Origin of the sequence: Nonomuraea basaltis, from assembly GCF_005893125.1 — a bacterium.
Taxonomy (GTDB): Bacteria; Actinomycetota; Actinomycetes; order Streptosporangiales; family Streptosporangiaceae; genus Nonomuraea; species Nonomuraea basaltis.
This window is the reverse complement of record NZ_VCJS01000019.1, coordinates 26,828-46,554: the sequence shown is the minus strand read 5'-3', so window position 1 is coordinate 46,554 and position 19,727 is coordinate 26,828. Positions and strand designations below refer to the sequence as shown.

The 19,727-nt window shown below is 70.2% G+C and carries 17 protein-coding genes; 13 read left to right on the top strand and 4 right to left on the bottom strand.

Features of this window, described 5'->3' with window-relative positions; translation table 11 throughout:
• The 3 genes from secF (at nucleotide 1) to EJK15_RS11745 (ending at nucleotide 4,130) form a co-directional block, all read left to right on the top strand.
• Nucleotides 1-993 (top strand): protein translocase subunit SecF, encoded by a 993-nt coding sequence (gene secF, locus EJK15_RS11755; protein WP_138710416.1) that lies wholly within the window; start codon nucleotides 1-3, stop codon nucleotides 991-993.
• A 221-nt stretch (nucleotides 994-1,214) separates the two neighbouring features.
• Complete coding sequence (locus EJK15_RS11750; protein WP_138710415.1) at nucleotides 1,215-1,733, top strand: adenine phosphoribosyltransferase; 519 nt, start codon at nucleotides 1,215-1,217, stop codon at nucleotides 1,731-1,733.
• A 204-nt stretch (nucleotides 1,734-1,937) separates the two neighbouring features.
• Entirely contained in the window at nucleotides 1,938-4,130 is a 2,193-nt protein-coding gene (locus EJK15_RS11745; protein WP_138710414.1) for a RelA/SpoT family protein, read from the top strand.
• 117 nt (nucleotides 4,131-4,247) lie between these two features.
• On the opposite strand, the gene EJK15_RS74395 is transcribed toward EJK15_RS11745, so the two are convergent.
• From EJK15_RS74395 to EJK15_RS11730, 3 genes are all read right to left on the bottom strand, one after another.
• Nucleotides 4,248-5,339, bottom strand: coding sequence for a cupin domain-containing protein (locus tag EJK15_RS74395; RefSeq protein ID WP_240776908.1), 1,092 nt, complete (start codon nucleotides 5,337-5,339; stop codon nucleotides 4,248-4,250).
• An 85-nt stretch (nucleotides 5,340-5,424) separates the two neighbouring features.
• A complete protein-coding gene (locus tag EJK15_RS11735) occupies nucleotides 5,425-6,654 on the bottom strand; it encodes a DUF349 domain-containing protein (RefSeq protein WP_138710413.1) in 1,230 nt (409 codons plus the stop codon).
• 62 nt (nucleotides 6,655-6,716) lie between these two features.
• Nucleotides 6,717-7,586 (bottom strand): peptidylprolyl isomerase, encoded by an 870-nt coding sequence (locus tag EJK15_RS11730; protein WP_338089861.1) that lies wholly within the window; start codon nucleotides 7,584-7,586, stop codon nucleotides 6,717-6,719.
• Between the two features lie 138 nt (nucleotides 7,587-7,724).
• Here EJK15_RS11730 and EJK15_RS11725 point away from each other — a divergent pair, with 138 nt between their 5' ends.
• The 3 genes from EJK15_RS11725 to aspS all read left to right on the top strand — a co-directional run bounded on the left by EJK15_RS11725 (nucleotide 7,725) and on the right by aspS (nucleotide 11,620).
• On the top strand, nucleotides 7,725-8,480 hold the full coding sequence (locus EJK15_RS11725; RefSeq protein WP_138710411.1) for an MBL fold metallo-hydrolase: 756 nt from the start codon (nucleotides 7,725-7,727) through the stop codon (nucleotides 8,478-8,480).
• Nucleotides 8,480-9,736, top strand: coding sequence for a histidine--tRNA ligase (gene hisS, locus EJK15_RS11720; protein WP_138710410.1), 1,257 nt, complete (start codon nucleotides 8,480-8,482; stop codon nucleotides 9,734-9,736). Before EJK15_RS11725 ends, hisS begins: the two co-directional genes overlap by 1 nt.
• 132 nt (nucleotides 9,737-9,868) lie before the next feature.
• Nucleotides 9,869-11,620: an aspartate--tRNA ligase gene (gene aspS / locus EJK15_RS11715; protein ID WP_138710409.1), complete on the top strand. Its 1,752-nt coding sequence runs from the start codon at nucleotides 9,869-9,871 to the stop codon at nucleotides 11,618-11,620.
• 59 nt (nucleotides 11,621-11,679) lie between these two features.
• On the opposite strand, the gene EJK15_RS11710 is transcribed toward aspS, so the two are convergent.
• Complete coding sequence (locus EJK15_RS11710) at nucleotides 11,680-12,576, bottom strand: peptidylprolyl isomerase (protein ID WP_138710408.1); 897 nt, start codon at nucleotides 12,574-12,576, stop codon at nucleotides 11,680-11,682.
• Between the two features lie 167 nt (nucleotides 12,577-12,743).
• On the opposite strand from EJK15_RS11710, the gene EJK15_RS11705 reads away from it, so the two are divergent.
• The 7 genes from EJK15_RS11705 to ruvX all read left to right on the top strand — a co-directional run bounded on the left by EJK15_RS11705 (nucleotide 12,744) and on the right by ruvX (nucleotide 19,698).
• Complete coding sequence (locus EJK15_RS11705; protein ID WP_138710407.1) at nucleotides 12,744-13,226, top strand: DUF2231 domain-containing protein; 483 nt, start codon at nucleotides 12,744-12,746, stop codon at nucleotides 13,224-13,226.
• 69 nt (nucleotides 13,227-13,295) lie between these two features.
• Nucleotides 13,296-14,735, top strand: a complete 1,440-nt coding sequence (locus tag EJK15_RS11700) for a replication-associated recombination protein A (protein ID WP_240776916.1) — start codon at nucleotides 13,296-13,298, stop codon at nucleotides 14,733-14,735.
• 214 nt (nucleotides 14,736-14,949) lie between these two features.
• Nucleotides 14,950-15,813: an oxygenase MpaB family protein gene (locus EJK15_RS11695; protein ID WP_240776907.1), complete on the top strand. Its 864-nt coding sequence runs from the start codon at nucleotides 14,950-14,952 to the stop codon at nucleotides 15,811-15,813.
• 85 nt (nucleotides 15,814-15,898) lie between these two features.
• Complete coding sequence (locus EJK15_RS11690) at nucleotides 15,899-16,285, top strand: DUF948 domain-containing protein (RefSeq protein WP_138710404.1); 387 nt, start codon at nucleotides 15,899-15,901, stop codon at nucleotides 16,283-16,285.
• Between the two features lie 8 nt (nucleotides 16,286-16,293).
• Complete coding sequence (locus EJK15_RS11685; RefSeq protein ID WP_240776906.1) at nucleotides 16,294-16,512, top strand: hypothetical protein; 219 nt, start codon at nucleotides 16,294-16,296, stop codon at nucleotides 16,510-16,512.
• 20 nt (nucleotides 16,513-16,532) lie between these two features.
• Entirely contained in the window at nucleotides 16,533-19,217 is a 2,685-nt protein-coding gene (gene alaS, locus EJK15_RS11680; RefSeq protein ID WP_138710402.1) for an alanine--tRNA ligase, read from the top strand.
• A gap of 1 nt (nucleotide 19,218) precedes the next feature.
• Complete coding sequence (gene ruvX / locus EJK15_RS11675) at nucleotides 19,219-19,698, top strand: Holliday junction resolvase RuvX (RefSeq protein WP_138710401.1); 480 nt, start codon at nucleotides 19,219-19,221, stop codon at nucleotides 19,696-19,698.
• The last annotated feature ends 29 nt before the right edge of the window (nucleotides 19,699-19,727 follow it).

The window sequence follows — 19,727 nt, the reverse complement described above, 5'->3', positions numbered from 1 at the left end:
ATGGGACTGGGGCGTCGCCTCTACCGCGGCGAGATCGACGTCGACTTCGTCGGCCGCTGGAAGCTGTGGTACGGCCTGTCCGGCCTGCTGCTGGTCATCTCGCTCGCCGGTCTGCTGATCAACGGGCTCAACCTGGGTGTGGAGTTCAAGGGCGGCTCGGTCTTCTCGTTCAGCGCGCCGAGCGCGAGCATCGAGCAGATCCGCGAGACCTTCCAGGACGAGGGCGTGCATCAGCCGATCGTGCAGACCGCCGGCGAGCGCTGGCGGGTCACCACGGAGACCCTCTCGGAAGGCACCCTCAACCAGGTGCAGACCGCGATCTCCAAGGACTTCAACGCCCCCGTCAACCAGATCGACGTCCAGTCGATCGGCGCGTCCTGGGGCGGTGAGGTGTCCCAGAAGGCCTGGATAGGCCTGGGCGTGTTCATGCTGGCGATCATCTTGTACCTGTCGATGGCGTTCGAGCCGAAGATGGCGCTGGCCGCCATCGTCGCGCTCATCCACGACCTCGTCATCACCGCCGGCGTCTACGCCTGGTCGGGCTTCGAGGTCACGCCGGCGACGCTGCTGGGCTTCCTGACCATCCTCGGTTACTCGCTCTACGACGCGGTCGTGGTGTTCGACATGATCAAGGAAGTCACGGCCAAGCTGGGCCACACGTCCAAGCAGACGTACTCGATGGCGGCCAACAACGCGCTCAACCACACGCTGATCCGGTCGCTGAACACGTCGCTGGTCGCGATCCTGCCGGTGGCGGCGATCCTGTTCATCGGCACCACGCTGCTCGGCGCGGGCACGCTGAAGGACCTGGCGCTGGCCCTGTTCGTCGGCATGATCGTCGGTACGTACTCCTCGCTGTGCGTGGCCACGCCGCTGCTGGTCACGCTCAAGGAGCGGGAGCCGAAGTACCAGGCCATCGCCAAGAGGCTCGCCTCGACCGGCGGCGGCAAGGGGGCGAAGGGTTCCAAAAGCGCGGCCGTAGCCAAGCGGTAGCCGGGACGGCGCACGCACGGACGACGCCCTCGCCCTTCACCGGGGCGGGGGCGTCGTCGTGTGCGTGCGGGCCGCTGGCGCCCGAGGTGGGACTCGGGGACGTCCCGGGCGCCGGAGGACGTCCAGGCCCCCGTCCGGGCCGGGCCGGTCCGGACGGGGGCCGGGATGCAGCATCATGGAGCCCGGCACACGGCCCGGTTGAGAGATGCGAGGGAAGCGCCATGAGCGAGCTGAGCACGTTGATCCTGGAGCGGATCAGGGACGTCCCCGACTACCCCAAGCCGGGTGTCCTGTTCAAGGACATCACCCCGCTCCTGGCCGACCCGGTGGCGATGGCGGCCGTGGTGGACGAGCTGGCCGGGCTCCACCAGGCCGACAAGATCGTCGGGATCGAGGCGCGCGGGTTCATTCTGGCGGCGCCGGTGGCGTATCGGGCGGCGGCCGGGTTCGTGCCGGTGCGGAAGAAGGGGAAACTGCCCGCCGCGACCCTGGAAGAGTCCTACGATCTGGAGTACGGCTCCGCGACCATCGAGGTCCACCGGGACGCCTTCACGCCGGGTGACCGGGTTCTCATCGTCGACGACGTGCTGGCCACGGGCGGCACGGCGAAGGCGACCGTGGAGCTGGTGGAGAGGGCGGGCGCCCAGGTCATCGGCATCGCGGTGCTCATGGAGCTGGGCTTTCTCAAGGGACGTGAGCGGTTGACAGGAGTGGACCTGCACTCCCTGGTGATCGTCTGAGTCCGGCCCGCGACGGCCCCGGGTTCGCGGCCTGGATACACTGAGGGATCTGGACTCGAACGTGAGGAGCCAATTGCGTGAGGAGCCATTGCGGGAGGAGTCCGTGTGCCCCGTGATGCGGTCGTGCCCGATGTAACCGACTCCGGCAGTGCCGAGCCGTCCGGCGTGCCAGCGACGCGCCGGCGGCGGTTTGGGGGTGGGGCCATGAACCCGGTGCTGGAGCCGCTGTTCCGCACGGTCCGCGCCACCCACCCCAAGGCAGACCTGCGCGTGATCGAGCGTGCCTACGACGTCGCCGCCTACCACCACCGCGACCAGAAACGGAAGTCCGGCGACCCGTACATCACGCACCCGCTCGCCGTGGCGACCATCCTTGCCGAGCTGGGCACCGACGACGAGACGTTGTGCGCGGCGCTGCTGCACGACACGGTCGAGGACACCGCCTACGGCCTCGACGAGTTGCGCGGCGACTTCGGCGAGACCATCGCGTCCCTGGTCGACGGCGTGACCAAGCTGGACAAGGTCAAGTTCGGCGACGCCGCGCAGGCCGAGACCGTGCGCAAGATGGTCGTCGCCATGTCGCGCGACATCCGCGTGCTGATCATCAAGCTGGCCGACCGGCTGCACAACATGCGCACCATGCGCTACCTGCCCGAGCACAAGCGCCACCAGAAGTCGCGCGAGACCCTGGAGATCTTCGCCCCGCTGGCCCACCGCCTGGGCATGAACACGATCAAGTGGGAGCTCGAGGATCTCGCCTTCGCCATGCTCTACCCCAAGCGCTACGACGAGATCGCGCGCATGGTGTCGGAGCGGGCGCCGCGCCGGGACCTGTTCCTGCAGGAGGTCATCGAGAAGGTCTCCGGCGACCTGCGCGAGGCGAAGATCCGCGCGGTGGTCAAGGGCCGGCCGAAGCACTACTACTCGGTCTACCAGAAGATGATCGCCAGGGACGTCGCGTTCGACGACATCTACGACCTGGTGGGCATCCGCGTGCTGGTCGACAGCGTGCGCGACTGCTATGCGGCGCTCGGCACCATCCACGCCCGGTGGAACCCGGTGCCCGGGCGGTTCAAAGACTACATAGCGATGCCCAAGTTCAACATGTACCAGTCGCTACACACGACGGTGATCGGCCCCGAGGGCAAGCCGGTGGAGCTGCAGATCCGCACCCACGCGATGCACCACCGGGCCGAATACGGCGTGGCCGCGCACTGGAAGTACAAAGAGGAGGTCGGCGCCCCGGGCCCCACCGGCAAGGTCAAGCCGGGCAGCGACATGGCCTGGCTGCGCCAGCTCCTCGACTGGCAGAAGGAGACCTCCGACCCGGGCGAGTTCCTCGAGTCGCTGCGGTTCGACCTGTCGGTGTCCGAGGTCTACGTGTTCACCCCGAAGGGCCAGGTCATCCCCCTGCCCGAGGGGGCGACGCCGGTCGACTTCGCCTACGCCGTGCACACCGAGGTGGGCCACCGCTGCATCGGGGCCCGCGTCAACGGGCGGCTGGTGCCGCTGGAGTCGCGGCTCGGCAACGGCGACACCGTCGAGATCTTCACCTCCAAGTCGCCCGACGCCGGGCCGTCGCGTGACTGGCTGAAGTTCGTCAAGTCGGGCCGGGCCCGCAACAAGATCCGGCAGTGGTTCTCCAAGGAGCGCCGCGAGACCGCGATCGAGGCGGGCAAGGAGGCCATCGGCCGCGCCATGCGCAAGCAGGGGCTGCCGCTGCAGCGGCTGATGTCCGGTGAGACGCTGCTGGCGCTGGCCCGCGACCTGCGCTACCCCGACGTGTCCGCGCTCTACGCGGCCGTGGGGGAGGGGCACGTCGCCGCCCAGTCCGTCGTGCAGAAGCTGGTGGCCTCGATCGGCGGCGTCGACAGCGCCGAGGAGGACATCGCCGAGACCGCGCTGCCGACCCGGCTGCGCGGCCGTCCCCGTGGCGCGGGCGGCGCGGGCGTGGTCGTGGCGGGCGACGCCGACGTGTGGGTACGCCTGTCCAAGTGCTGCACCCCGGTGCCCGGCGACGAGATCGTCGGGTTCGTCACGCGAGGGCACGGCGTGTCCGTGCACCGGGGCGACTGCACCAACATCCAGCAGCTCAAGGCACAGCCGGACCGGCTGGTCGAGGTGAGCTGGTCGCCGAGCGACGACAGCGTGTTCCTGGTGGCCATCCAGGTGGAGGCGCTGGACCGGCCGCGCCTGCTCTCCGACGTCACCCGGACGCTGTCCGACCAGCACGTCAACATCCTGAGCGCGTCGGTCACGACGTCACGGGACCGGGTCGCGATCAGCAAGTTCACGTTCGAGATGGGCGACCCGAAGCACCTGGGGCACGTGCTCAAGGCCGTGCGTAGCATCCAGGGGGTCTTCGACGTCTACCGGGTCAGCGGCGCGGGCAGCTGACCCCGGTCGCCGCGCACGTGTCCCGGCGGTCGGTGTCGCGAGATGGCCCGCCCGCCGAGGGCCCGGCGCGCCACGACCAGCGCTCACGTGACGCGCGCAGTGGTGCGATGTGCCGCGTCAGCGGGGGCGGAGGTCGGGGAGGTTGACCACGATGGCCTCCTGGGTGCTGCGGGCGATCACGACCACCGCCTCCTGCGACGGGTCCGGGTTCTCCTCGCGGTGCGGCACGTACGGCGGCACGAAGACGTAGTCGCCGGGCTTGGTGTCCAGGCGCACCTCCTGCGAGCCCTCCAGGAACACGAACGACGGGGTGCCGCTGACCACGTAGATCGCCGTCTCCGACGCCCCGTGATGGTGGTCGGACGAGCGGGTGGCGGGCGCGACGTGCGTCTGCCCCATCCAGAGCCGGTCCGACCCGGCGGTCGTGCCGCTGATCGCGGCCAGCCGGCGCATGCCGGAGCTCTGCGCCGTCTCGCCCGAGAGCGCCCCTGAGGCGATGTGACGCAGCGGCCGGTGGAAGGGGTCCCCCTCGGCCCTGTAGCCCTCCCAGAGGCGCCCTCCCGCCCGCTCAAGCACGTCCGAGGCGACGGCCGCCAGGCGCGCCGGATCGTCGAGCGCGGCGAGCAGTTCCTGGGCGAGCTCCGGGTCGTGCGCGCGCAGCTCCCGCAGCAGCCACTTTCCGCTGCCCTGCCACCTGCGCCCCAGCCCGAGCGCCATCCTGGCCGTCTCGTGCACGACCTGCCAGCGGATGAACGTCCGCTCGCCGGGATCCGTGGCCCCCGACAGGTCGTCCAGCAGGTCGGACAGGGCGTATCTGGCCCGCTCCGCCTCCGTGCTCGTCAGGCCGCCGGGACCGGCGGCCAGCCGCTCGCCGAGCGCCGCCTGCAGGTCGCTGGCCCGCCCGCCCGTCCGGTCGGCCAGCACCGCGCCATCCGCGCACATGCGGGCCAGGCTGGGCTGCCGCCGGTCGAAGTCCTTGTCGAGGTAGGCGTGCAGGCTCGTCTCGCTGTGCACGAACAGCTCGACGGGCCACTCGCGCCACCGCAGCGACTCGCGGTAGGGAGTGGGCAGGCCGTCGAGCACCACCACGACGTCGAGATCTGAGGTGCTGGTGCGCTGCTCGGTGAGCACACTGCCGCCGACGAAGGCGTACAGGGCCCCCGGGAACATCTCCTCGACGAGGGCGCGCGCGACGCTGACGGGATCCATGCCGCCAGCCTAGATCTCAGGCCCCCGCGCGTGCCGCCCGATTCCCCGTTATCGGGCGGGAAGGCGCAGGCGAGGGGGCCACGGCTCAGCTGAACTCGGCCAGCGTCCGCTCGGCCTCCTCCAGCCAGGAGCGGCGGGCGTCCAGCGCCTCCTCGGTCTCCTTGATGTCCTTGGCGCGCCCGGCGGCCTGCGCCTTGGCCAGCCGCTTCTCCAACTGCTCGATGGAGGTGCGCAGCTGGTCGACCGCGCTCTGCGCACGGGCCCTGGCCTCGGGGTTGGAGCGCTTCCACTCGGCGTCCTCGGCCTTGCGCACGGCCTCGTCCACCTTGCGCAGCCCGCCCTCGAGCCGGTCGCGCTGCTCGCGCGGCACGGGACCGGCGGCCTCCCACCGCTCCAGGATGTGGCGCAGCGCGCCCCTGGCCGTGCGCACGTCGGTGACAGGGAGGATCTTCTCCGCCTCGGCCAGCAGCTCCTCCTTGACCTGCGCGTTGGCCGCCAGCGAGGCGTCGCGCTCGGCGAAGACCGCGGAGCGGGCCTGGAAGAACTGGTCCTGGGCGCTCTTGAAGCGGGTCCACAGCTCGTCCTCGACCTCGCGCGAGGCCCGGCCCGCGCTCTTCCACTGCTGCATCAGCTCGCGGTAGATGGCCGCGGTCGTGCCCCAGTCGGTCGAGCCGGCGATCGCCTCGGCCTCGGCGACGATGCGCTCCTTGGCCGCGCGCACGCCCTCGCGCTGCTCGTCCAGCCCCGCGAAGTACTGCTTGCGCCGCTTGGCGAATGCCGTGCGGGCGGCCGACAGCCGCTTCCACAGCGCGGCCTCGGTGACCCGGTCGATGCGGTCGGCGGCCTTCCACTCCTCGATCAGCTGGCGCAGCCGCTCACCGCCCGACTTCCAGTGGGTGGTCTCCTCGGCGATGCGCTCGGCCTCGGCGACGATGCGCTCCTTGACCTCCCTGGCCTCGGCGCGCGCCTGCTCGCGGGCCGCCTTGACCTCCTCACGGCGCTGGGCGACCAGCTCCGTCAGGCCGTCGAGCCGGGCGGTCAGCGCGGCCAGGTCGCCGATGGCGTGGGCGTCGGCGACGGCCTCGCGCAGCTTGGCGATGCTGGCCTCGGCCTGCGCCGGAGCCAGATCGGTGCCTCTGACCCGCTGCTCGAGCAGCTGAACCTGGCCCGCCAGCTCGTCGTATTTGCGATGGAAGTAGGCCAGTGCCTCTTCGGGTTCACCGGCCTGCCAGGAGCCGACGGCCCGCTCTCCCTCAGCCGTACGCACGTAGACGGTGCCGTCGTCGTCTACCCGGCCCCACGGGTCGGTGCTCACCGTGTCCTCCCGCACTATCCATCAGACCCTTCGGGACTACTTCGTCCCTAGTTTGTATTACGTCAGCTCTTGCCGGCGATTGTCACGTCTTTGATTTCGACGGATTGCTTTGGTGCCCCGGTCCCATCTCCCATGTCGGCGATGACGCCCGCTTTGTTCACCTTGTCGAGGATGTCGAGCCCCTTGGTGATCGTACCCACTGGGGTGTAATCCGGGGTGAGCCCGATGTCTCCGTAAACGAGGAAGAACTGGCTTCCCGTGCTGCCTGGCGCCTGCGTTTTGGCCATCGCCATCACGCCGCGCTTGTACTGGGCGCCCTGGAGGTTCTCCTCGGCCATCACGTAGCCGGGGCCGCCCGAGCCGTCCTGGCTCTTCCCGTCGGCCTTGGCCGTCGGGTCGCCGCATTGCAGCATCGGGAACTTTTCGTTGCCGAGCCGGTGGCACTTGCTGCCGTCGTAGTACTTCTTCTTCGCCAGGAACTCGAGCGAATTGGTCGTGCAGGGCGCCTTGGCGTTGTTCAGCTCGACCACGATGTCGCCGAGGTTGGTCTTGAACGTCATCGTCTTCACGGCGGGCTTGGTCTCGACCTTCGTCGGCGGCGTGCCGACGTCTTTGACCTGTCCGCCGGAGCTGTCGGCGACGTAGTCGCACGTGCCGGTCGCCGCGTTGTACGGCTTGGGTCCCGTGGTCGGCGGCGCCGTGGCGGTGTCCGCAGGGGACGCCGAGGGCGATGCGGCCGCCTCCGTGCCTCCGTCGTTGCCGCCCAGGAGCGCGACCGCGGCGACGATGCCGCCGACCACGATCACCACACCCACGGTCGAGCCGATGATCGCCGCGCGCTTGGCCTTCTGCTCGCGCTCGAGACGGCGCTGTAGCTGCCGCTCGTAGTGCTCGCGTGCCAGCTGCTTCTGCCGGTCCTTCCCCGTGGCCACCGCTTTGCCTCCCATAGTGAATCAACTGAGGTGGGCGAATCGTATCGGCCAACGGGTAATGATTCGCAGCCCGGCGACCCGCACCGGTACCCTTCGGTTACATTCCCATTGGCTTTTCGACGAGATCACCTGAGGCAGATGCTCATCGCAGGCTTCCCCGCAGGGGCCTTCCAGACCAATTGTTACGTCGTCGCGCCTGCCGCCGGCGAGGAGTGCGTGATCGTCGATCCAGGTCAGGACGCGACCGACGGTGTCGACGAGCTGCTGCGCGAGCACCGGCTCAAGCCGGTCGCGGTCCTGCTCACCCACGGCCACCTCGATCACGTCTGGTCGGTGGCCCCGGTCTGCGGCGCGCGCGACGTGCCCGCGTGGATCCACCCCGAGGACCGCCACCTGCTGAGCGACCCGGCCGCGGGCTGGTCCGGCACGAGCGCCTCGCTGTTCGGCGGCCTCACGCTGAGCGAGCCCGACGACGTTCGCGAGCTGTCCGACGGCGCCGTGCTCAAGCTCGCCGGCCTCGAGCTCGTGGTCGACCATACGCCCGGCCATACCAGGGGGTCGGTGAGCTTCAGGTTGACGGACGACGGCGGCGCAGCCGCCGGCTCCGGGGTTGACCTTGCGGTTGACCTTGGGGGGTTCTCGGGGCGCGAAGCCCCCCGCGGGATCTTGTTCTCTGGCGACCTGCTGTTCGCCGGCTCCATCGGACGCTCTGACCTTCCCGGGGGCGACTACCCGACGATCCTGCGCAGCCTGGCCACCAAGTGTCTGCCGCTGCCTGACGATACGGTCGTACTGCCGGGCCACGGACCACAGACCACGATCGGCCACGAGCGCGCTGCCAACCCATACTTGAAGGAAGCAGCGCCGCACGCCGGTCCCACACGAGGGATCTAATGAGCTTCCAAGCACCCAAGGGCGTCAAGGAATACGTTCCACCACAGGCGTCGACGTTCTACGCGATCCGCGGAGCGTTCGCGGAGACGGCCAGGCGCGCGGGATACTCCTACCTGGAGACCGCGGTCTTCGAGGACACTCAGCTGTTCGCCCGTGGCGTCGGAGAGTCCACCGACGTCGTGAGCAAGGAGATGTACACCTTCACCGACCGCGGCGGCAGGTCGCTGACGCTGCGCCCGGAGTTCACCGCCGGGGTGCTGCGCGCGGTCCTGGAATACGGCATGCACCGCGGCCAGCTCCCGGTGAAGGTCTGGACCGACGGGCCGGTGTTCCGCGCGGAGGCGCCCCAGGAGGGCCGCTACCGCCAGTTCTACCAGCTCGACCTGGAGGCGATCGGCAGCGAGGACCCGGCCGTCGACGCCGAGACCATCGCCTTGGCCTGGCAGTGGTATTCCACGGTCGGTCTCACCCAGGTGCGGTTGCTGCTCAACTCGCTTGGTTGCAAGGAGTGCAGGCCGATCTACCGGGCGCGGCTGCAGGAGTTCCTGCGGGCGCTCGACCTCGACGAGGCGACCAGGGCGCGGATCGAGATCAATCCGTTGCGCGTGCTCGACGACAAGCGTCCCGAGGTCCGCGCGCAGCTCGAGGGCGCCCCGCTCATCCGCGACCACCTCTGCGCCGACTGCAAGGCCTACCACGACCGGGTCAAGCAGCTCCTGGCCGACCTCGGCATACCGTGGCAGGACGCGCCCAGGCTGGTGCGCGGACTCGACTACTACACCCGCACGACCTTCGAGTTCGACCACCCGCTGCTGGGCGCGCAGTCCGGCATCGGCGGCGGCGGCCGCTACGACGGGCTCTCCGAGGCCATCGGCGGGCCGCCGTTGCCCGGCATCGGCTTCGGCCTGGGCCTGGACCGCACCGTGATCGCCCTGGAGCGGGAAGGCCTCGCGCTCGACACCCCGCCCCGGTGCGAGGTGTACGGTGTGGCGCTGGGTGACGAAGCCGCGCGGGCCATGTTCAAGCTACTGAACGAGCTGCGCGCGGCCGGTGTCGCCGCGGATATGGCCTTCGGCGGCAAAGGGCTCAAGGGCGCGATGAAGGGTGCCGACCGTTCCGGCGCCCGCTTCGCACTGATCCTGGGCGAGCGTGATCTGGCGGCCGAGGCCGTACAAGTGAAAGACCTGACCACCGCTGACCAGACCGAGGTGCCGCTGGCCCAGGTCGTCGACGTCTTGAAGGGCAAAGTGCAGTGATCCGCGAGTCAGCACGCGCCGGGTCGCTGCCGCCCTTCCTTTATCCGTACGAAGGGAAAGTGCAGTGATCCGCGAGTCAGCACGCGCCGGGTCGCTGCCGCCCTTCCTTTATCCGTACGAAGGGAAAGTGCAGTGATCCGCACGCATACGGCCGGGTCGCTCCGCGAGGAGCACGCCGGGCAGCAGGTGACGCTCGCGGGATGGGTGGCCCGCCGCCGGGACCACGGCGGCGTGGTGTTCATCGACCTGCGTGACGCCTCCGGCTCGGCGCAGGTGGTCTTCCGCGAGGAGGACCACGCCCACGACCTGCGCGCCGAATACTGCGTGAAGGTCGTCGGCCAGGTCCGCGTCCGCCCGGAGGGCAACGAGAACCCCGACCTGCCCACCGGCAAGATCGAGGTGGTGGCCGACACGGTCGAGGTGCTGAGCGAGTCGGCGCCGCTGCCGTTCCCGGTCGAGGGCAACGTGGGCGTGTCGGAGGAGGCGCGGCTGAAGTACCGCTACCTCGACATCCGCCGCCAGCAGGTGGCCGACGCGATGCGCACCCGCTCCAAGGCCACCTACCTGGCCAACGAGGTGATGCACGAGCTCGGCTTCGTCTACGTCGAGACGCCGACGCTGACCCGCTCCACGCCCGAGGGCGCGCGCGACTTCCTGGTGCCGGTGCGGCTCCAGCCCGGCAACTGGTACGCCCTGCCGCAGTCGCCCCAGCTGTTCAAGCAGCTGCTGCAGGTCGGCGGGCTCGAGCGCTACTACCAGCTCGCCAAGTGCTACCGCGACGAGGACCTGCGGGCCGACCGTCAGCCGGAGTTCACCCAGATCGACGTCGAGATGTCCTTCGTGGACCAGGAAGACGTCATCGAGGTCGGCGAGAAGCTGATCGGCAGGCTGTGGCGGGAGATCGCCGGTTACGAGGTGCCGGCGCCGCTGCCGCGCATGACGTACGCCGACGCGATGGCCCGCTACGGCTCCGACAAGCCCGACCTGCGCTTCGGCCAGGAGCTGGTCGAGATGACGGACTACTTCGCGAACACGTCCTTCCGCGTCTTCCAGGCCGAATACGTGGGCGCGGTCGTCATGCCGGGCGGGGCCTCGCAGACCCGCAAGGAGCTCGACGGCTGGCAGGAGTGGGCCCGCTCGCGCGGCGCCAAGGGCTTGGCCTACGTGCTGGTGCAGGAGGACGGCACGCTCGGCGGCCCGGTCGCCAAGAACCTGTCGGAGGAGGAGACCTCCGGGCTCGCGGCCAAGGTCGGCGCCGTCCCCGGCGACGCGGTCTTCTTCGCGGCCGGCCCCAGGCAGGCCTCGCGCGACCTGCTCGGCGCGGCCCGCTTGGAGATCGGCCGCCGCTGCGGCCTGATCGACGAGTCGGCATGGTCGTTCCTGTGGGTGGTCGACGCCCCCATGTTCGAGCCCGTGCACGACGAGGTGGGCCGCGAGATCGGCTGGACGGCCGTGCACCACCCGTTCACCGGGCCGAAGCCGGAGTGGGCCGACAACTTCCAGGACCACCCCGGCGAGGCGCTGGCCTACGCCTACGACATGGTCTGCAACGGCATGGAGATCGGCGGCGGTTCGATCCGTATCCACCGGGCCGAGATGCAGCAGCGCGTCTTCGACGTGCTCGGCATCTCCAAGGAGGAGGCGGAGAGCAAGTTCGGCTTCCTGCTGGAGGCGTTCAAGTACGGCCCGCCGCCGCACGGAGGCATCGCCTACGGCTGGGACCGGATCTGCATGCTGCTGTCCGGCGGCGACTCGATCCGCGACGTGATCGCCTTCCCGAAGACGGCCTCCGGCTTCGACCCGCTCACCGGCGCGCCCACGCCGATCACGGTCGACCAGCGCAAGGAGGCGGGCGTCGACGCCCAGCCGAAGACGGACGCGTAACCGCGGCGCACACGCGAACGGCAGGCACCGCCCGGTGCCTGCCGTTTCACGTCGCGCCGTTACTTGACCGTGACGCTCTTGATGATGATCGGCGTCTTCGGGGCGGTGGAGCCGCCGTCCCCGGTGATGTCGCCCTCGTTGACGAGGACGCCGTCCTTGGCGACCTTCTCGATGATCTCCAGGCCCGACTTGACGATGCCCAGCACCGAATACTGCGGCTCGAGCTGGGCGTTCTCGTCCGACATTGAGATGGCGAACTGGCTGCTGTTCTGCCCGGCCGCGTCCAGCGGCTGCGTCAGGAACACCACGCCCCTCGTGTACGGCATGACGCCCACGGCCTCGTCCGCGAACACGTAGCCCGCGGTGCCCTGGCCGTCGGTCGGGTTCTTGCCGTCGGCCTTGGCCTGCGGGTCGCCGCACTGCAGCAGGAACAGGCCGGACGTCTCCAGCGTCGCCAGGCGGTGGCACTTGTTGTTGTTGTAGAAGCCCTTCTTCGCCAGGAAGGCCATCGAGTTGACCGAGCACGGGGTGGCGTTCGCGTCCACCTCGATGACGACGTTGCCGTGGTTGGTGCGGATCGTCATCGTGCTGAGCTTCAGGTTGGGCTTCTTGCCCGGCAGCCCCACGAACTTGTGCGGAACCGAGTCGTCACGCTTGTACGTGCACGTCACGTCGCCCGCCTTCTTCGGCGGCGTGGTGCTCGGGAGCTCCGACGGCGCGGGGGCGGAGGGGGAGGCGGACGCCGAGGGCGTGCTCGCCGCTGAGGCGGGCACGGCGCCGTCCTTGTCGACCAGAGTGGTCGCGGCGAAGACGCCGCCCGCCACCACTACGACGGCCACGCCTGCGCCGATGAAGGTGTTCCTCCTCGCCTTGGAGGACTGCTCGGCTGCTGCGCGCTTCTCCTGCCGCTCCTTGTGCTCCCGCGCCAGCTCGTTCTTGCGGTCGTCGCCGCTCACCGCATGTCTCCTTCATCTTTGCCGACACATGACCAAACAACTTCGCGCATGCTACCGGCCTCGGATATGTGCCGGACGTAAGTGGCGAAAGCTATCAGGGCGGCCAGTGAGGTCGCGAACCTTATGGTGCTGGCAGACGTAGTTGAAATGAGCACTAAGGAGTCCACATGTTCGACCAGATCCTGGGCCTGCCGGCCCACGCGCTGATCATTCATTTCGCGGTCGTGCTGACCCCGCTGCTCGTCGCCGTGGCGGCCGGCTACGCGCTGCTGCCGCGCTGGCGGGCGTACGTCGCCTGGGCCGTCGTCCTGCTCTCCCTGGCCGCCCCCGCGACCGTCTTCGCGGCCAAGCAGAGCGGCGAGAGCCTCAAGGCCGCCCGCTTCGCCACCGCGGACGGTGAGCTGGGCACCCGCATCTCCGCCCACCAGAGCTTCGCCAACCCGCTGCTGCTGTCGGTGCTCGGCCTGGCCGTGGCCTCCCTGCTCCTCGTGTACGCCACCCGCCCGGCCCGCGACTCCGTCGGCCGCGACCGGTTCGGCCGTCCCGTGACGCTGACCCTGTCGGGCGTGACGCTGGTGCTGGCCGCCGTGGCCGGCTACTACGTCTTCCAGGCCGGCGACTCCGGAGCGAGAGCCGTATGGGGAGTGTAATCTCGCGTTGTGGAGAGTCTGTTCGATTCGGCGGCTGAGGAGGCCACCCCGCAGCCCCTCGCGGTGCGGATGCGCCCGCGCACCCTCGATGAGGTGATCGGCCAGCGGCACCTGCTCGGCCCCGGCACCCCGCTGCGGCGCCTGGTCGAGAGCGAGGCTCCCATGTCGCTTTTCCTGTGGGGGCCGCCGGGCACCGGCAAGACCACGCTCGCGTACGTCGTCTCCAACGTCACCAAGCGCCGCTTCGTCGAGGTCTCCGCGGTGTCCGCGGGCGTCAAGGACGTGCGGGCGGCCATCGACAACGCCCGGCGCGAGCTGGGCATGACCGGCCGCCAGACCGTGCTGTTCGTGGACGAGGTGCACCGCTTCAACAAGGCCCAGCAGGACGCCCTGCTACCCGCCGTGGAGAACCGCTGGGTCACCTTCATCGGCGCCACCACAGAAAACCCGTTCTTCTCGGTCATCTCGCCGCTGCTGTCGCGCTCGCTGCTGCTCACGCTGGAGTCCCTGTCCGAGGACGACATCCGGGTGGTGCTGGAGCGGGCCGTGTCCGACCCGCGCGGCCTGGGCGGACGCGCCACGCTCGCCCCGGAGGCGCTGGAGCATCTCGTACGCCTCGCGGGCGGGGACGCGCGCAGGTCGCTGACCTACCTGGAGGCGGCGGCGCTGCTGGCCGACCCCACGGGGGGCATGCCCCCCGTGTCCCCCCCGAAGGGCGAGGAAGAGGCGATTGCCTCGCGGGGGGAGCAAGCTCCCCCCGCGTTCCCCCCGAAGGGCGAGGAAGAGGCGATTGCCTCGCGGGGGGAGCAAGCTCCCCCCGCGTTCCCCCCGAAAAGCGAGGAAGAGGCGATTGTCCGATGCGGGGATCAAGCTCCCCGTATCACGGTGGAGGTCGTCGAGAAGGCCGTCGACAAGGCCGCCGTGCGCTACGACCGGCAGGGCGACCAGCACTACGACGTGATCAGCGCGTTCATCAAGTCGATGCGCGGATCCGACGCCGACGCCGCGCTCCACTACCTGGCCCGCATGATCGAGGCCGGCGAGGACCCGCGCTTCATCGCCCGCCGGATCGTCATCTTCGCCTCCGAGGACGTCGGCATGGCCGACCCCACCTGCCTGCAGACCGCCGTCGCCGCCGCCCAGGCCGTGCAGCTCATCGGCCTGCCCGAGGGCCAGATCAACCTGGCCCACGCCGTCATCCACTGCGCGCTGGCGCCCAAGTCCAACGCCGTGGTCAAGGCCATCGGGGCCGCGATCGGCGACGTCCGGCGCGGCCTGATCGGCCAGGTCCCCGGCCACCTGCGCGACGCCCACTACCCGGGGGCCGCCAAGCTGGGCCATGGGGACGGCTACAAATACCCGCACGACTTCGAGCACGGGGTCGTACGCCAGGACTACGCGCCGGAGCAGGTCCGCGACCGCCGCTACTACGAGCCCACCCGGCACGGCGCCGAGGCCCCGGTCGCCGACCGCTGGTCCAAGATCCGCGACTTCCTCCGCGGCTCCTGACCCGCTCCACGAGCGCCCACGACGGTTGCCGTCCTCCGGGAACGAGTGGTGAACGGAAGGCGCCGGAGCGCGCGCCGCACGCCGGACAGGCACGCGTTCGCGCCGGCAGTGGGTGTGTGCCGACACCTTGCCGGCGCCGGGCCGGCGGGTGGTGCGATGGAGGGCGATGTGTGAAAGCCGTACTAAACAGGCGTTCACGGGGAATCACAACCGTGTGAAGGCGACGGTTACCCCCGGCGACGGCCTGTTCGGTCCCCACTCGATCACCTGGCGAGTCCACACCGAGGCGCTCGGCTGGCCGGCCGTGCTGCGCGCTTTCCAGTTGCAGGCCCTGCATCCCCGTACCATCCGTGGCATCGCCCAGAACTGCCTCCTCGACGACCCCGAGGTCGCCCGCGCCCGCCTGCGGCGGCAGCTCGACTTCGTCACCGTGCGCACGTTCGGCACCCGCGAGCAGGCCGAGCGGGCGGCCGAGCGGGTACGCAGCGTGCAAGCCCGCCTCATAGGCCTCGACACCGGCACCGGCACCCTGTTCCGCGTGGACGAGGAGGAGAACCTGCGCTGGGTCCATTGCGCGGAGACCTCCTCGCACCTGGAGCTGGCCCTGCGCTCCGGCGTGCCGCTCACCAGGGCCGAATCGGACGCCTACGTGGCCGAGCAGCGCCGCAGCGCCCGCCTCGCCGGCGTGGACGACGTGCCCGGCGACGTGGCGGAGCTGAACGACTACTTCGACGGCATGCGCCCGTACCTGTCCGCCACCGGCGAGGCCCGCGACGCGCTGCGCCGCAGTGTCAGCCCGCGGCTGTCGTTCCGGCTGGCGTTCCTCACGCCGCCGCTCGCGCTCGGCTCGCTGCCCGCCGCCGGCGCGCTCGCCTTCGCGACGCTGCCCGCCTGGGCCAGGCAGATGTACGGCTGCCGCGGCAACAGAGCCGCCGAACACGCGGCCGGCGCGGCGCTCAAGGCGTTGCGCGCGGCCGCAGCCGTCATGCCGGAACGGCTGGTCGCGCCCGAGATCAGAGCGGCGCGCGGGCTCATGCGGGCGGTCTCGGAAGTGCCGGGGGCCGACGTGGCGGCCTGATCCGGCTGGGCTTCCTCAGTAACGTTGTCGCCGGGACGCGATAGGGTCTTGCCGTTCCGGCCCAGCGTACGAGGGAGATGAGCGGATGCTTACCGCTGGAGAGGTCGCCGGCCTGATCGCCGCCACGGGCTGGATAGTCCTGGTCTGCGTTCTCGCCATGGTGCTCGTCAAGCTCGCCAGGCTGCTCACGGAGACCACCAAGGCGGTCTCCGACCTGAACAACCGCCTGACGCCGCTGCTCGAGGACATGAGCGTCACGGTCAACGAGACCAACAGGCAGCTGATCGCCGTCGAGGCCATCGCCAGGGACGTCAAGCAGGTCAGCGGCCACGCGGCCAAGCTCAGCGCGGTCACGCAGACCATCTTCACCGGGCCGCTGATCAAGGTGTCGGCGCTCGGCTACGGCGTGCGGCGCGCCATCGAGGCCCGCCGGCCTCCCAGGCGCACGCCCGGGCCGAGGCGGCCGCGATGATCAGAAGGTTGTTCTACCTGTCGCTCGGCGCGTTCCTCGCCTTCTGGGTGATGCGCCGCCTGCAGGCGCTGCATCCGAACCATGTGGCCCGCAGGACCGCCGACGGCGCGGCGGGCATGCTCCGGAGGGTGAGAGACTTTACCTCTGACGCCCTCGGCGAGGCGGCCGAGCGCGAAACCGAGTTGCGGGCGCGCTTCGAGCTCGACAACGCTGAAGACAACAACTGACTACGTAAAGGATGGCCATCATGGAGTCGGCAGAGATCGCCCGCCGCTTCCTGCGCTTCTTCGAGGAGCGTGGGCACAAGGTCGTGCCCTCGGCCAGCCTGATCGCTGAGGACCCAACGCTTCTCCTGGTCAATGCGGGTATGGTGCCGTTCAAGCCGTACTTCCTGGGGCAGCGCACGCCTCCGGCGTCACGGCTGGCCACCGCGCAGAAGTGCGTGCGCACCCCCGACATCGAAGAGGTCGGCAAGACCACGCGGCACGCCACGTTCTTCCAGATGCTGGGCAACTTCTCCATCGGCGACTACTTCAAGGCCGAGGTGATCCCGTTCGCGTGGGAGCTGCTCACCAAGTCGGAGTCCGACGGCGGCTTCGGCTTCCCCGAGGACCGGCTGTGGGCGACGGTCTACCTCGACGACGACGAGGCCTACGACCTCTGGCGCAACCGCGTCGGCCTGCCCGATGAGCGCATTCAGCGCCGCGGCCTGGAGGACAACTACTGGCACATGGGCGTGCCCGGTCCCGGCGGCCCCTGCTCGGAGATCTACTACGACCGCGGCCCCGAATACGGCAAGGAGGGCGGGCCCGTCGCCGACGAGGACCGCTACCTCGAGGTGTGGAACCTCGTCTTCATGCAGTACCAGCTCAGCCAGGTCCGCACCAAGGTCGACTTCGACATCGCCGGCGAGCTGCCCGCCAAGAACATCGACACCGGCATGGGCCTCGAGCGCATGGCGACGATCCTGCAGGGCGTCGACAACCTCTACGAGATCGACACCACGTACAAGATCCTCGACAAGGCGGCCGAGCTCACCAAGACCCGCTACGGGCGCGACCACCGCGCCGACGTCAGCCTGCGGGTGATCGCCGACCACGTGCGCACCGGCACCATGCTCGTCGCCGACGGCGTCATGCCCAGCAACGAGGGCCGCGGCTACGTCCTGCGCCGCATCCTGCGCCGGACCGTGCGCAACCTGCGCCTGCTCGGCTCCGGCGACGACCGCTACATGCACGAGCTGACCGACGTCGCGATCAACGTCATGGGCGAGCAGTACTCCCAGCTCAAGGCCGACGCGCCGCAGATTCACGGGATCATCGACGCCGAGGAGGCGTCCTTCCTCGGCACGCTCCGCACCGGCACCGCGATCTTCGACGTGGCCGTCGAGGAGACCAAGCGCAAGTCCGGCACCACGCTGCCCGGCGACCAGGCGTTCAAGCTGCACGACACCTACGGCTTCCCGATCGACCTGACGCTGGAGATGGCGGCCGAGCACGGGCTCAAGGTCGACGAGGAGGGCTTCCGCCGCCTCATGAAGGAGCAGAAGACGGCGGCCAAGGCCGACGCGGCGGCGAAGAAGACCGGCAACGCCGACATCTCCGTCTTCGGGCAGCTGCTGGAGGCGGCGGGCAAGGTCGAGTTCCTCGGCTACGACCAGACCGAGGCCGACACGAGCGTGGTCGGCATCCTCGTCGACGGCGCGTCCGTCCCGGCGGCGGGCGCGGGCACGACCGTGGAGGTCGTGCTCGGGCGCACCCCGTTCTACGCCGAGGGCGGCGGCCAGCTCGCCGACCAGGGCGTGATCCGCACCAGCGGCGCCGAGGTCGAGATCGTCGACGTGCAGTCCCCGCTCCCCGGGCTCGTCATGCACCGCGGCAAGATCCGCAGCGGCGAGCTGAAGGTCGGCGACGAGGCGCAGGCGGAGATCGACCTCGAGCGCCGCCGCGCGATCTCGCGCAGCCACAGCGCCACCCATCTCGTCCACCGCGGTTTCAAGAACGCGCTCGGCGAGACGGCGGCCCAGGCCGGCTCGGAGAACTCGCCCGGCCGCTTCCGCTTCGACTTCACCGCGGCGGGCGCGGTGCCGGCGAGCGTGCTGCGCGACGTCGAGGACGAGGTCAACGCGGTGCTCGTCAACGACCTCAAGGTCAACGCCTTCTACACCTCGCAGGCCGAGGCCAGGGCGATGGGCGCGCTGGCGATGTTCGGCGAGAAATACGGCGACGAGGTCCGCGTGGTCGAGATCGGCGACTACTCGCGCGAGCTGTGCGGCGGCACCCACGTGCACAGCTCCGGGCAGCTCGGCCTGGTCAAGGTGCTCGGCGAGCAGTCGGTCGGCGCAGGCGTGCGCCGCGTCGAGGCGCTCGTCGGCATCGACGCCTTCCGCTTCCTGGCCCGCGAGAGCGTGCTGGTCCACCAGCTCACCGAGCAGCTCAAGGCGCGCCGGGAGGAGCTGCCCGAGCGCATCGACGGCATCGTCACCCGGCTGCGCACGGCGGAGAAGGAGCTGGAGAGGCTCCGCTCCGCCCAGGTGCTCGAGGTGGCCGGCGATCTGGTGTCTCAGGCTCGTGACCTGCAGGGTGTCTCCGTCGTGACACACCGCGCGCCTGATGGCACCGGCGCCGATGACCTGCGTAAGCTCGCGCTTGATGTGCGCGGCAGGTTCCCGGCCGACCGGCCGGCGGTCATCGTGATCGCCGGCGTCCCCTCCGACCGGCCGGTGGTGGTTGCCGCGGTCAACGAGGCGGGGCGCGAGCGAGGGCTCAAGGCCGGACGGCTGGTCGGCGTCGCCGCCAAGGCTCTTGGGGGTGGCGGTGGCGGCAAGGACGATGTCGCACAAGGCGGAGGCACACGACCGGAGGCGATCGGCGACGCGCTGCGCCTGGTCGAAGAGGCCATCGCCGCGCAGATCACTGGGCAGCTCGGCTGACATGAGGTTCGGTTCACGGATCGGCGTGGACGTCGGCTCCGTACGCGTCGGCGTGGCCCGCAGCGACCCATCAGGCATGCTGGCCACGCCGGTCGAGACCGTCAAGCGGGGCAAGGGCGACCTCGACCGCATCGCCGCGATCGTCGCCGAGCACGAGGCGATCGAGGTCGTGGTGGGGCTGCCCACCTCGTTGTCGGGACGCGAGGGGCAGGCGGCCGCGCTGGCCCGCCGGTTCGCCGCCGACCTCGCGGCCCGGCTCGCGCCGACGCCCGTGCGGCTGTTCGACGAGCGGCTGACCACGGTCGCCGCCCAGCAGGGGCTGCGCGCCAGCGGCGTGAAGGCCAAGAAGCAGCGCGGCGTCGTCGACCAGGCAGCGGCGGTCGTGCTGCTGCAGGACGCGCTCGACTCCGAGCGCGCCACAGAGAGACCACCAGGCAGGCCCGTCGAACCGCCCCCAGCGGCCGACGGACCTGCCCGATGAGCCGGCGGTCCACGGGGCGGGGAAGCACG

Coding starts and splice junctions, on each gene's coding strand:
- secF (WP_138710416.1), top strand. CDS start 1: ATGGGACTGGGGCGTCGCCTCTACCGCGGCGAGATCGACGTCGACTTC.
- EJK15_RS11750 (WP_138710415.1), top strand. CDS start 1,215: ATGAGCGAGCTGAGCACGTTGATCCTGGAGCGGATCAGGGACGTCCCC.
- EJK15_RS11745 (WP_138710414.1), top strand. CDS start 1,938: ATGAACCCGGTGCTGGAGCCGCTGTTCCGCACGGTCCGCGCCACCCAC.
- EJK15_RS74395 (WP_240776908.1), bottom strand. CDS start 5,339: ATGGATCCCGTCAGCGTCGCGCGCGCCCTCGTCGAGGAGATGTTCCCG.
- EJK15_RS11725 (WP_138710411.1), top strand. CDS start 7,725: ATGCTCATCGCAGGCTTCCCCGCAGGGGCCTTCCAGACCAATTGTTAC.
- hisS (WP_138710410.1), top strand. CDS start 8,480: ATGAGCTTCCAAGCACCCAAGGGCGTCAAGGAATACGTTCCACCACAG.
- EJK15_RS11705 (WP_138710407.1), top strand. CDS start 12,744: ATGTTCGACCAGATCCTGGGCCTGCCGGCCCACGCGCTGATCATTCAT.
- EJK15_RS11700 (WP_240776916.1), top strand. CDS start 13,296: ATGCGCCCGCGCACCCTCGATGAGGTGATCGGCCAGCGGCACCTGCTC.
- EJK15_RS11690 (WP_138710404.1), top strand. CDS start 15,899: ATGCTTACCGCTGGAGAGGTCGCCGGCCTGATCGCCGCCACGGGCTGG.
- alaS (WP_138710402.1), top strand. CDS start 16,533: ATGGAGTCGGCAGAGATCGCCCGCCGCTTCCTGCGCTTCTTCGAGGAG.
- ruvX (WP_138710401.1), top strand. CDS start 19,219: ATGAGGTTCGGTTCACGGATCGGCGTGGACGTCGGCTCCGTACGCGTC.